This window comes from Bradyrhizobium sp. 31Argb (genome assembly GCF_043638955.1).
GTDB lineage: Bacteria > Pseudomonadota > Alphaproteobacteria > Rhizobiales > Xanthobacteraceae > Bradyrhizobium.
The window spans coordinates 1-13,765 of sequence record NZ_JBEGDB010000062.1 but is presented as its reverse complement, the minus strand read 5'-3'; the positions used below and the strand labels follow the sequence as shown (position 1 = coordinate 13,765).

Here is a 13,765-nt window from a genome sequence, read left to right as displayed (position 1 = left end):
ATCGGCCACATTTGGGGTCAGCGCACCTGCTTTTTCTTCTCGTAGATCAGAGCCTCCGTCTGCATATCCGACAGCGCACCGGCCCCCAATACTTGAACCGGACTTGTCTGATCGTAGTTGTAACTGCGCCGATCCTTCCTGCCACGTTCTTCCCCCTGACGCGGCTGTTCATCGCGTCGCGGCGTTTCCTGATCGCTCTCGCCGCCAAAGCCGAGCAGCTCGACGATGATGATCGACGGCCGCTCATTCGCAGGCTGCTGCGTCGCGTCCTTGACCGCGTCGGCCGCCGCCTTGTCCTTGGTTTCGACCGTCAGATTGACGGCCGGGGGCTGCACCTTCGGCACGCCCTTGGTTTCACCACCGACCTTGATGTTGTCGGTGTTGAGCACATACATCGCCGCCAGGGTGAAGTTGCCGCTGACCCGGATTCCGGCGTCGCCCGCATCCACCGTACCGACCGGAGCGATCAGCGAGACGTCGCCGGGCTCGACACCAGTGAAACCGATGATGGTGCCGATGCCGCTGCCGGAAATGTCAGCCCTTTCCATGACTTTCGTAACGGCGTCGGCATCGGTGACGATTTCCGGCGCCGACGGCACACGCGTGGTCTTGGCACCACGGCCGGCATCGATGTCGCCGAGCGTCGACCAGATCACCTCATCGCCGCCGGCGAAGGTGAGGATGCGCGAGCGGTTCACGGTGACGCTGTCGCGGGCAAAGATGTTGATGTCGCCATTGCCGAGCGTGATCAAGCCGGCGCCGGGCGGCGCGACCGTGCCAAGTGCCGCCACCTGTAGTCCGCCCCCGGGAGTAAAAACGTCGATGGCGCCGCCCGCCATGGTGCGGAAGGTGGCATTGCCGATCTTGACGCCGCCGCTCCAGTCCTTGCTCGGGAACAGGGTTGCAATCGCGGCATAGCCGCGACCGTAGCCACCGTTGATCGGCCGGCCATCGGCGCCGAGCGTCAACTGGTCGTCGCCGGCGGCTTTCAGCTCCTGCATGTAGACCTGCCGCAGGAAGCGCTGTCGGGTCAGGGCAGGCATCGCCTGGAAGCGGGCCCAGGCGGCGTACGGCGCCAGGGTCTCGCCGGTAATCTCGCGAACGAACGAGACCAGACCGTCGCGCACCGTGCGCTTGACGCCGCCGCGGTCCCCGACGGCATCGGTCAGATAGATCGGCAGCACGACCCCGTCGACCGTGGTCTTCAGGTAGTCCGGCATCGACGCGACGTTGGCCGGATCGAGATAGGCTGCCGCCAGCGCATCGTACGATGCCTGTTTGCCATTGAGGCCTGCCATCACCGAAATGGCTGCGCCGTCGCGCGGCAGGCCGAGAACTTCCGTGGTTTCCACCGCGCGGTTACTGCCGTCGTACTCGCTATTGCCGCGGCTCTCGATCCTGAAGTCGGCGCCATAGACGTCGCGGCCGGCCGCGAGCGCAATAGCGCCCGGTCCCTGGATCAGGATCTCGCCGCCGATGATGTCGGTGCCGGCCTCGAGCAACGAGACGTCGGTGCGATGCAGGTTGCGCAGCCGATAGGCGATGTTGCGGATGTCAGTGCCGGCGCGGAACCAGGTCTGCTCGTTGGTCGTAATCGTGCCCTCCCACACACCGGTCCGGTTGGTCGGGGGCATCCCCGTGATCGAGCCGTTCAACGCGTAGAAGCGACTCGGATCATAATCGTCTTCGTTGTCCAGATGCTTCGGATTGCGGATACCCTTGAGATAGCTGGTGTGGGTTCCCGGACCGAAATAGGCCAGCACATTGATGTCGTTCATAAGGATCAGCTGGAATGCCTGCTGCTGAAATGGCGTGCTGTTGGTGTCCACGTTCAAGGCGATATCCAGCTGGATCGTGGCGCCAGGGCCGCCGACCGGCCGGAATGGCGAGGGCATCATATCGAGCGTCGCACGCGACATCACGATGGTGCCGGTGTCGATGTTGTCCGCCGCCAACAGGCGCAGTTCAGGAGTGCGGCCCGGCACGGTGAAGAACCGCGCCTGATTGACGATCGAGCCGTTGAGCGCGGTAACGCGGGTCATCGATGGATAGAGATTGACGGCGAGCTGTCCCATCAGGGCCAACGGCAAGTCGGGGCTGTGGAAAGCGTCAGTAACGTCGAGATTCTTGGAGATATATTGCCCCTGGTTGGCCAGGATAACGTTGCCGCCGACCGACGTGAGATCGAGCGCCGTGCGGTCGGTGTAGCCGCTCATAAAGGCGCCAAATTCCCAATAGCTGCTGCCGAGCAGCAACGGGTCGAGCACGGTCTGCAGCCGCAGATCGCCGGCGGTGCGAACGCCGATGGTCGCGTCCCCAAGCGCAATGACCGGCGCGATCGCATAGACGTCGGTCTGCAGGGCGCTCTTCACGATGGAGACCTCGCGTCCGACGGCGAATTCGCCTGCCGTGATGGTGCCGGCGCCGCGGCCCACATAATAATAGCCGGCACGGATGGCGCCGCCCGCGTTGACGTCCATCAGGCCGCCATTGCGAACCTCGAGCACCTTGGCTTCGCCGAAGGTAAGGCCGCCGCTGACACGACCGTTGCTTGGCAACGCGACCAGCATGTTGACGAGGTCGCCACCCGTCGAGACCGAGACGTTGCCGCCACCGAGCGCACCAACCCCCTGTTGGAATGCGCCGTAGTCCACCCACCACGAGCTCTGCTGGCCGGGGTAATAGACATAGTCTGAATCGGTGTCACCCTGGCGCCTCAGCCATTCGACGAACAACTGGTTGTCGCGGGGGTTGGCCGGAAGCGCTGAGCTGGCGCCGCCCTGCGCCGCGATGTTGAGGTTGCCGCCAAATACGCCGTAGGTGGCGCCAGCCGCCGGGGTGAAATTGGCGAGCGCTCCGTCGGCGCGGCCGGCCGTGTAGATCACCGAAGCGCTGTGTGCGAGCAGCAGATCGCGTCCGGCCGCGACGTCAATGTCGCCGGTGCCGGTGCGGATCTGGTAGCCGTTGCCGGCATCGCCAACAATGACCGAGCCGCTGCCGGTCGGCAGAGCCGTCAGTGGCGTAAGCGCCATCGCGCTCGCCGAAGTCAGATCGGCGCCCGACACCAGTCGCAGGTTCCAGGATGCGGTGTCCTGCAGCACGCCGCTGCGGTCCGCCGCCGAAAAGCCGTCGCTGATGTTGCCGAGGATGGTGAGGTTACCCGCAGCGCGCAGCGTCAGCGTACCCTCGCGGGCGTTCGCGCCGAAATCGGCGAACAGGTTCCAGTCGGATTCAGCGATCAGATCGCCGGTGCTGCGGATTTCGATGCCGGGCATCACCGTGACACAGCCGCCGGCGTTGAGCCGGGCGGCGATCGCGGCCGCGTGACCGACGAAGGCCGTCGCATCGGCAACCGCGCCGGCCCGAACGGCATCGACCGAATTGCTGTCATAGATGCTCACGCCTTCGAGTACCGCGGAGCGTGCGCCGACGATCGCCGCGCGCAGATTGCTCACCGCGACGTCGTCGTGGCCGGCCGGCTGCCGCGCGCGGAACCGAACGCGACCACCATCACCACCAGAGACATCGATGCGACCGCCCTGCACGTCAAGCTGGCCGTTGCTGGCCTCCAAGATGACGCGACCGCTGCCCAACGCACCGGTGGCGCCGGCCTGTAACAGTGTCGAGCCGAGCATAGTCAGTCCGTTGCCGGCGCTGATCGCGATGTTGCCGCCATATTCCGAGCGGGCGTCGATGGTCCCCGCCAGGGTCACCGCCCCCTGGTCGGCGGTCAGCGCAAAGTCGGCGACGTCGGTGATGCCGTCGATCACGACATTGCCGGAGCGGACGCGAAACTGTCGCGACCGCGTAAAGCCGCTGCCATTCAGGGTCCGGCTCATGCCGGCGAAGTCCGGCAAGGCGGCGATATCGAGCACAAATGAGCCTCCCCTGCCGCCAAGGCCGGCTTGTGCCGCGATTTTTCCACCCAGCGTCACCGTGCCGCCGCCCGAAGCGGTTAACACCAGCTTGCCGGCGTTGCCGCCCTCGGCAGGCGCAGCCAGGTTGAGAACGGAGTTGGCCACCAGCCGAACCGAACCACCAACCGCTGTCAGTGCAATGTTGCCGGCATCGGCATATTGCGCGACATCGTAGAACTGCTTCTTGTATCCACCAACGTCGATCAGCGCGCCATTACCGACAACGACATCGCCGCCAGTCGCGGTCAGACTGACCGCGCCGCCGAGAGCAACAATGCGGCCGCCGAAATCCACGCTGGCGCCGGTCAGCGCGAAACGGGTGCCGAGGCTGTCCTCGGGCGAGGCCAACGTCCCGCTGTCGCGGCCGCGCATGCTCAGCGCCCCGGCAGTAACGACCGACTGCGATGCGCCGCCGCGCCCGGTCACCACCGGAGTAGCCAACGTCACGGTCGCCATATCGGCTTCGATGCTGCCGTTGCCCTGCCCGACGATCTGGCGGCCCGCATTCAGCGTGACCGCGTCGAAGCCCCGCAATACCTTGTTGCCACCGCCGAGAACGATTTCGTCGGCGCTCAGTGTCAGTTGGAGATGGCCGGCCCCGACGGGGCTGCTGAAGCTGCCGCCGCTGTTGTCGAGCGCGATGCTGCGACCGCTGATCGCGATGGTACCATTGCCGTAACCAACCAGCCCGGCGGAATCCAGCGTCACCGCATTCAGACCGGCACCGCCAAGATTGACGGAGGTGTAGACGTCGATCGTGCTGTAGCTGCGCAAGGTGAGAGCCTGCGTATTGGCCAGTTGCGCCAGTGACACCGCATCGAGCACGAGGCCGGAGGTGCCGCCGCCGAAGCCGATCCGGCCGCTCGACAGTGACAGAGCCACGCCTGAAAGCTTCGCATTGCCGGCGACCACCGTGTCCTGCGTCGCATCGATCAGCAGCGCATTGCCACCCGCAAGTGTCGCATTGGCGCCGATCGTCACGATCCCGCCCATCGTGATGTCGACATTCTCGCGCAGCACCTTGACAGCATTGCCGGTGGAGACACGAAGCAGCGCACCGTAATCCTTCGACGGGCTCAACAGCACATCGTTGTCGGGATTGCCATCACTCACGCCGCCGATGTCGCCGTAGACCGCCTTGACCTGCGGCGCCATCACGAGATCAACGCTGCTGCCAGGGGCGGTTCCCCTTGCGAGGATGACGCTGCCGTCGCCGACGCCGATCGTGCCGCTCGCCGCAAAGAGGATTTCCGATCCCATCAACGCGCTCGTCGCATCGTTGCGAATGACAACGTCGCTCGCTGTCACATCGATACGCAGGCCTCTCGCGTCACCACTGCGAACGCCACCGATCAACAGGCTGCCGGCGCCGAAATTGCTGAGCGAGTTCGCGTCGACCACCAGATAGCCGGTCAGATCGCTGCGATCCTGACCGCTGCCGACGATCGCGATCCTGCTCCCGGCGATATCCACCAGACCGCCGCGACCGCCCGCGGCCGGTTGCGACCGCAGCAGACCTTGCAGCACGAGCTCGGTTGTCGCCTTGAACACCACCGATCCGCCGTCGGCCGGAAGCCGCGGCGTAACGATATTGATGCCGGTGAGACGGTATTGCCCGAGCTTGAACGCATCGGATGCGAAGTAGGTGTTGGCGAAGGCTTCGTTGTATTCACTGTAGCTGCGCAAGGTCGAGCCCGACATCACCTGCCACGTCGAGCGGAGCTGCTCGAAGCCGCCGCCATAGGCATCTGCCCGGTAACCGCTCATCAGCACCGAACCATCCGCCATCGGCACGGAATTGAGGACCTCTTTGCCAGCGGATCCCTTCACGACGGACACCGCGTACGCCCCGGGCAGCAAGGCATAGCGCGCCGGCAGCAAGGCGTACCAGCCAGCGGCGAGGCCATTGCCCCCGGCAAGCCAGATTTGATCCTGTGAAGCCGTCGATGCATTCAGCCCCGGCATGATCGCGTAAAGTCCTGGCTGGGTCAGCACGTCGTGCGAGCCGCCGGGGCCGGGGACGTGCTCCCAAGCATAAAGATCGCCGCCACCGCGAATGTCGACAACCGAACCGGCCGCGAGCGTGACGCCGGGCGCATTGAGGACAATATTCTTTTCCGGCAGCTTGCCTAGCGTTGGCGTCGGATTGGCCTCGGTCGGCTTCGCGAGCGGATCGTTCCAGAACTCGTTGTTGCTCAAGGTCCCATAAGGAAGCACGAGACCGTCGCCGGACACCGACGTGATACTTCCGGCGCCCAGCGCGATGCTGCCCGTGGCGGTGAAAGTGATGCTGCCAAATGGCGCGCGCACCACGCCGTTCTGCGCGATCACCGGCGCCTCGAGGTTCAATGTGCCAGCGGCTGACAGGGGCAGCCCTGTATCGCCGTTGCGCTCGATGACCAATTGCGTGCCGGCCTTGATCGAAGCAAGGATGCCGGTAGCCGGATAGACCTGCCCGACCTTCAGCTCGAGACGGCCGTCTGCATCGAGCGACGAGGTGCGGTTTGACCGCAGATCGGTCAGCAGGCCGCCCATCCGGAGATCCCGCGCCACCAGTTGCGTTTCAGCGAATCCGCTAAAGGCCATTCTGGTGATGTCGATCAGATCGGCAGTCAGCACGATCTTGCCGACACCGGCCGGGCCGGCGGAACCGGATCCTCCGAGGAGCGCGATATAGGGCGCGGTCACCTTAGCCGTTCCTGCGCCGCCGCTGTTGATCGCGCCGCCGATCGAGATCGACTTGCCGAACGACAGATTGATTCCCGGCGCAACCATGAAGGCGGTCGAATTCACGTTCAGGGTACCGAAGCCGCCGTTGTTCACGGTGTCGGCCGAGATCTTCGTGACCTTGACGTTGGCGGTAGGCAACTCCAGGCGTTGAGTGGCGGCAGGATCCGTGAAGAAGTTTTTCGACAGCAACGCGATCTGGTTGGTGAGTTGTGGCGTAACCGATGCCAGCGGCTGGGGGAGGCTGCCGGGCGTCGAGTCCGCGTTGAGATCGATGATGGCCAATCCCCCGCCGCGCGTGAGAGCGGTCGTCGCGTCCCGAATTGCGTTTCGTACGATAGCGAACTGAAAGGCCGGGTCCGAACCCGAGCTGTATTCCCTGTAGATGTCCAGGTTCTGCCGCAGGTTGACCGCGACGACCGCCCCGGTGTCCCTGTCAACGTAGTACAGCGCCGGAAGCATGAAGCTCGGCGTCGGCTCCGAAGTGCTCCCAACCGAGATATCGATCGTGCCCCCGACCGATCCAGCGCCGCCGGCATATCCCTGGAATGATCCTGCGACGACATCATTGGCGGCGCCGCTCAGCTTGAGCGCAATCGTACCGCCGTTACTGGCGAGGCTGTAGGTCGAGACCGCGCCCCGCCCCCTCGCCAGATCGAAAGTGCCGCTCGACCCCGAGACATCGATCAGCGAACCGGCTTCGATCTTCATCACCGCCGCCTCAGCGAGGCTGACACCGCCTCCGGCCAGCACCGTCCCGGAGCGCAGACCTTGCGCGTCGATCTCCGTCACCGATGTGCCGCGTGCCAGCAGTTGCGCTCCTGCCGCAAGCGCGAGCTCGCCATTGGCGGACACGGAGATCGAGCCCGCCGGCGCGTCGATCGCGCCACGCACGATCACGTCGCCGGGGATGGTGGTATCGGTGGCCGGATCCTTATGACCGATGGCAGCCAGCGTGACGGAGCCGCGGACATCGGTCCGCACCACAGAGCCGGCGCCGACGGTGACGCTGTCGCCGATCAGGGACAGCGAAGTTGGCTTGCGATCCAGCCGGTCCGCCGTCGGGAGCAACGCGAGCTTGCCAATTGCAGTGATCGGTGTGCCCGATGCAAAGGCGGAAACATCGACGCCGGCGAGATCGACATTCAACGGAAGCTGCGAGATCGTGGCGCCATCCGCGACCGTGATGTTGCCGGTACTCGTCAACGACAAGGCGCGGAAGCCACGTTCGCTGTAGAGCGTCTCCGACAGCCGCAACACGGCGGGATCCGCCGGAGCAGTGCCGCCTACCTGGATCGATCCTGATGTAACAATCGTGAGCGAGCCACCCGAACCTGCCGCGTAGCCGCGCAGATCGAGTTCCGACAACTGATTGGCATCCGTGACCGACAGCGTGATGGCGCCGGCATCGCCGAGTTTCAACTTCGGCTTCGCGCCGCGCGTGTCGTACCAGCCGCCGCCGGACACGTCCAGGGTGATGCCCGGCGCGAAATCGCCGGTGAGCTGGATCGTGCCGCCCTTGATCACGGGAAGCTGCGCCCCGCCTGGGCCATTGATCCATTCGCCACTGACATCGATCGCGGCGCCGCGACCGAAGGTCGCCGTCTCCGCGCCGGCAAACCAGACATTGCCGCCAGCAATGCGAATGCTGCCGTCAACAGCAAAGCTGGCCGGATTTACAGTGCCAACATTGGCAATCACGTTGAACGTCGTGCCCGGCGCGAGCTCGAGTTTCTCGTCCTTGTCCAGCGTGAAACTGGTGGCGACATAGAAGGCAAGCTTCGACATGCCGGCTTCGGCCAGCACATCGGAATCGAGATAGGTGGTCTTATCGCGAACCGATGTATCTATATCGTGGGTGCCGTGGTACCATTTCGCATCCAACGGGCTGCTCGCGGTAAAGTTGGCAGGCAGCATCTCCGGCTCGGCAGCGATGATGAGATTGCCCAGCAGCCACTGGCGATGCTCGTCGGCGTTGCCGCCAATCGTGAACGTGCCGGCGGTGGCGAGCTGGCCGGACGCCGCCTGCCGTTCCCCCGTGATGACCCCGCCCCAGTAGCCCCCCTCGAGCACCATGGCTTCGGCAGCGAAGAACTGGATCGAACCGGCATCGCGGCCTTCGGTGTAGCCCCGCTCGAACCGCGTGCCGTTGCTGCGATCCAACGGGTTGCGCCAGGTCTCGGTGATGCCGGCACGCTCATGCCTGCGAGTGAAGCCACTCGCGAGACCGACATAGAGACGATCGGGCGTCGCCGCACCGATATCGTAGACTCGACCGTCCGCCCCCCGAATCTTGGTCGTGGTGATCCAGCCGTCCGCATAGCGCACCGAGCCGCCCGAGACGTCGAGCAATGAACCTTCGCGGGTTACGATCGAGCCACTCGACTTGACGAAGATCGAACCCGCCTTGGTGGACAGCTCACCCAGCGTCGTCTTGCCAACCCCGATCCAGCCGGAGAAATCGCCGAGCGGCGTGCCAACCCATTTGCCGGGCGAACCTGCGATCCAGTTGACATCGGCCATGGGCCCGTCCCCGAACAAGCCGCTGACGCGCTTGTCGACGCTGACTGTCAGTCCGCGTAGCCACGAGTCACGATACAAAGGCGAATCGCGCAGTTCGTTGATACGAAATTCACCGGTGACGACGTTGCTCTCCATGGTGAGCAAGACGTCCTGCAGACCCGCGACGCTGAGATAGGCATCTTCGCCGATATACACGCGGCTGCCGTCGCGCTTCACCGGCTCCCCTGTGATGGGAACATCGCCCGACAGGGGCGATGTGCTGGCAACGATGCTGATGGTGCCGGCCGGCACGATGACGCTGGCCCGGGCCTCGATATCGATGAATTTCCCGCGCATCTCGATGCGACCGGGACTGTAACGCGTCGCCAGCGACGGCAGCTCGATGTCGCTGGTGTCAGTGAGGTCCGGCATTGCCGTGGTGACGCTGCCTGATCCCAGAACCAACGTACCAGTCGACCAGTAGCGCAGCGGCGATCCAACAGGCATCGAGCTGCCGTAGGACATCATGCCCTCGCCCCATGCGCGCAGCCGGATGGAGCCTTCGCGGTTGTTCAACGCGGTCGAGGCCTCGAGCGCGCCGTTCTGTACGATCTCGCGGGACATCAGGGTGATGTTGCCGTGGTCGGCCTGCACCATGCCATTATTGACGACGTTGTAACCGACCGAAGCGCCACGCGCTGCCATCTCCGGGAACACGACGTTCTTCAGGCCCAGCGTATAGTCGTTGTCGCTGCTCCAGTTTCCCTGATCGGTCACTGTCGCCATATGGTAGTAGTCGAACATCCAGCGCATCGGCGCCGAGACGGCGACGTCGAGACCACGAACGCCAAACTGATCGGTCGTAAGGTAGATCTGTTCGCCCGCCGCCATGATGACTTGGCCGTCGGGCGCCGAGATACGGCCGGAGTTCAGGACATGCGGCGCAAAGATAAGGGCCTTGCCGCCGCTCGCCATTGTCATCTGCGCACCGGCCTCGATCCGCACATCGCCCGGGGCGTCGCCGATGATCGCGCCCGCGACTTGGCTGGGATCGTCGAGCCCGACAGATTGGTTCGGGCTTTGTTGTCCGAGATAGCCGAACTGCGGCTTTGCGATGCTGGCTCCGCTTCCTAACGAATCGTCGAAAACCATGAGCTGTTTGTTGATACCGGCGCGGAACTGTTCATCCGACAGACTCAACGACGAGGCGACGAAAGTGTTGACGTTGATCTGGCTCGATCCGCCGAAGATGATGCCGTTTTTGTTGATGACGTAGACTTGGCCCTCGGCCTTGATGGTGCCAAGGATGCGGCTCGGGGCGAGGCTTGGATCGGTGACGCGGTTAAGTGCGGTCCAGCTCGACGCGTTCGCGCCGCCGGCGCCCTGATCGAAGTGGAGATTGGTCTCGCGGCCGACATTGAAGCTGGACCAGTTCAGGATTGCTTTTTGCTCGGTCTGCCTAACGGTCACCGTGGTGCGGCCTCCGCCCTGCGCCTGCGTCGGCAGATCGGCGCCGGTCCAGACGCCCGGGACGGCTCCGGCCCCCGGCGCCGTCACCAGTCCTCCGGGCGTCAGTCCGTTCGGGACCGCGCTTTGTGCCGCCAGCGCCGCCGCACGCGCGGCGGCCTGACTGTCGCGCAGTGCCTGCAATGAAGCCGCCGCGCGCGCCATCGACTCCACCGCCTGCTTGGCCGCGAGCGACGACTGCTGGGTGGCCAACTGCGCGGCCGCGGCAGCGGCTGCCGTAGCCGAACCCGAACCCGAACCCGAACCCGTGCTTGCGCTCCCCAGGCTGCGCGCCTCCGCCCCCGCAATGCTGCCGAGCAGCAGAGCAGCGGCACTGACCCCAACGAGCAAGTTGTTCTTGAGGGTAGCGCGGCGGAATCGGCAGGCGGCAGGCTGGACGGACATGGCTTGATCTCTCGGCAAAGACTTTGACGTGAAGCTGATTTCACGTGGATGACGTCACTCGAAGCGACGCTTTCCCTCTGCGTAGAGACATGCCGAAGCGCGGCACCGAAAAAAAAGTAAGAAATAATTTGAGGTCAGGAATTCCCGAGCGATCGACGGCGTTTAGCTCAGCAGGACGATGCCGCCCGGCAAGGATGTGACGGTCGCGCCAAACAGTTTCTCGACTTGCTCGAGGACCGCATCGACGTTGCGAACCCGGAAATTGGCGCTGAACAACCGCGCGCCGAGCGCAGAATTCACGACGATGATTTTTCCGGAACGATAACGATTGATTTCCGCGATGACTTCACGTAGCGGCTTGGAGTGGAAGATCAACAGATCGTCTTGCCAGGCGGTCACGATCGCTGCATCGACGAACGCGGGCTTCCCCAAGCCTGATCGATCATAGGTGATCTGCTCGCGGGCGCGCAACGACGCTATCGCCGCGCCGTACGAGACGTGAACGTTCCCCTCGACGCAGGTCACGCAAACCGCGTGCCCATCATTCCGTATGTTGAATTTCGCTTCAATTCCGCTGGTTTGGCCTTGACTGGACGTCACGACAAAGGCCGGCCCCGCACCGGATGGCGTCGCGACCAGCGCCTCGCCCGAGATCAACTCGATCCCCGCGGCCTCCTTCGCGACCTGGCGCAGCGCAATGCTGGTCTGGGTATTCATCTCGACGAAAGTCGTGTCGGCCACCACAATACGCCGCCGCTCGCCGGTGTGCGTCCGATAGTCGGCCGCCATTTCCGACCAGGATGGCCAGAGGCCGAGCGGCGGCTGCACGACGAGATACGCCGCGCTCGCGGCGATGGCGGCGGCCCCGCCGCCGAGCACGGCACGACGTGACATCGAGATAGAGGCGAACGTCCGCGCGGCTGGGCGATCCCCCTCAAATGCCTCCGGCCCCAAGGCCTCCCACATCCGGGTGGCCTTCATAAACGCGGTACGATGCGCCGGATCGCGCTCGATCCACATCTTGCCTTCCCGCAGGTCCGCAGGTCCTGCTTCCCCCGAGGTGAAACGGACCAGCCAATCGTGCGCTTCGCGCTCGATCCGGTCCAACTTTTCGGGCGGGCTATCGGTCATCCCTGTCATCAACACGCTTGTCGGCCCTCTGTCCACGCGATTGCTGAACGGGCTGAGGGCCGAATCTTTGCACGAGTTGCCGATCCAGACGAAGCGCGCAATGGGCTAACGCATGCTTCAACTCGATCTCAACCAGTCTTTGTGATATCTCCAACTGTGCTGCAATTGCGTGCAGGGGTTTTCCTTCGACGCGCGCTGCATGCAGGATAACGCGCCGTCGCGGGGTTAATTCCCTGATCGCATGTTGAAAGGCTTCGAGCTCGATCTTCGCTTCCAGACTTCGTTGGGGACCGGGCGTTTCATCGGCAATGTCGAAGGCGATCTTCGCGTCATCGAGCGAAACTGTGTATTTTTCCGAGTGCAGTTTCCTCAGCGCGATATTTTTGGCCATGCGCAGCAAGTAAGAGCGCGGCCGCTGCACCGGCGGCAGATCCGCGCCCCGGCAAAGCTCCATATACGTGTCCTGCAAGGCGTCACCGGCAAGCTCCACCGAATTCAATCGACGGGCCAACTTGGCTCGCAAATCATCATAGCAGAGTGTCAAAAAACGGCGCAATTCGGCGCGGCTGCTGTGGGTCATGCGGAATCGCGACCCTGGACCCTTGTCCCGTGAGCATCGTACGCGCCCGCTGTCTCGCGCACCGACATGCTAGCGCCCGGCCTTCTGGTCGACGGGTGATGCGCAGAGCCTCGCGTCGGCCGCTCCCCCCGGCAGTGCAACCATGGTGATCGGCTGCGGCATCTGCGCCGGTGGCGGTTCGGTCATGCGTGACTTGCCAAGCGTCGCCAACAGCATCCGGTGACTTGCCTGTTCGCCGGCCGATCCTTCGAGTTCTGCGCGCTGCACCAATCCCGACGAACCGATCCACAACTTGATCACCAGCCGATAACTCACGGGGCGCGTGTCAGGATACCGGCACAGAATGCGCAGGATGTCGTCTTGCACCACGGCGAAATAGCGCTGATATTGACCATCCTGGGCGATCCGTGCCGTAGCGAACGCATGCGCCGTATCGTCGCCGGGATGAATTAGCAAGTAGCTGTTTTCGCGCGCGCGCAGTGGGACGAGTTGCGTCCCTGCGAGCAAGTTTCTGAGAGCATCGTCACGCGCAAGGGCGCCGGTCACCGCAGAAGATCGCTGTCCGATCGCCGCTGCGCCGTCGTAATACACCTCGGTCCCGGTCGCCGCGCAGAACGCGTCTATGGCAGACGCCAGAGGTTGCGCGGGGATGTCGAAGGAAGTCGCCCCCGCCGGCGATGCGTGCCACAGAGCCGAAACCATCATCAAATGCGCGACAACAGCGGCAAGATCGCGCGTGATCACACACTTCCACCATCTGACGATGTTCATGAAATGCTGGTTCACCTTGGCAAACACGAGACTCACGGATGGCTGCGGATCGATCCGTTACGAATTGAACCAGACGCCGGTCAATCAGAAACTCCTCCCAACTTACGACGCTGCGCAAGACGGTATTGTGACACGCCTCGACTACGGACCTAGTGGTTCATCACAGTGATTTTGACGTTTTGATACCGAGCCATTCGAGGATCGGCAAGTTTTCGGGTGGCAGGAG

Annotated in this window: 4 protein-coding genes; all 4 read right to left on the bottom strand. The window is 63.9% G+C overall.

Annotated features, from left to right (window positions below; translation table 11 throughout):
- Positions 1–17: 17 nt before the first annotated feature.
- Positions 18–11,057, bottom strand: coding sequence for a filamentous haemagglutinin family protein (locus AAFX91_RS14895; RefSeq protein WP_394566964.1), 11,040 nt, complete (start codon positions 11,055–11,057; stop codon positions 18–20).
- A gap of 162 nt (positions 11,058–11,219) precedes the next feature.
- On the bottom strand, positions 11,220–12,188 hold the full coding sequence (locus tag AAFX91_RS14890) for a FecR family protein (protein ID WP_394566963.1): 969 nt from the start codon (positions 12,186–12,188) through the stop codon (positions 11,220–11,222).
- Positions 12,178–12,768: an RNA polymerase sigma factor gene (locus tag AAFX91_RS14885; protein WP_130582438.1), complete on the bottom strand. Its 591-nt coding sequence runs from the start codon at positions 12,766–12,768 to the stop codon at positions 12,178–12,180. The genes AAFX91_RS14890 and AAFX91_RS14885 overlap by 11 nt, the downstream gene beginning before the upstream one ends.
- 69 nt (positions 12,769–12,837) lie before the next feature.
- Positions 12,838–13,566 (bottom strand): STN domain-containing protein, encoded by a 729-nt coding sequence (locus tag AAFX91_RS14880; RefSeq protein WP_130582437.1) that lies wholly within the window; start codon positions 13,564–13,566, stop codon positions 12,838–12,840.
- Between the last annotated feature and the right edge of the window lie 199 nt (positions 13,567–13,765).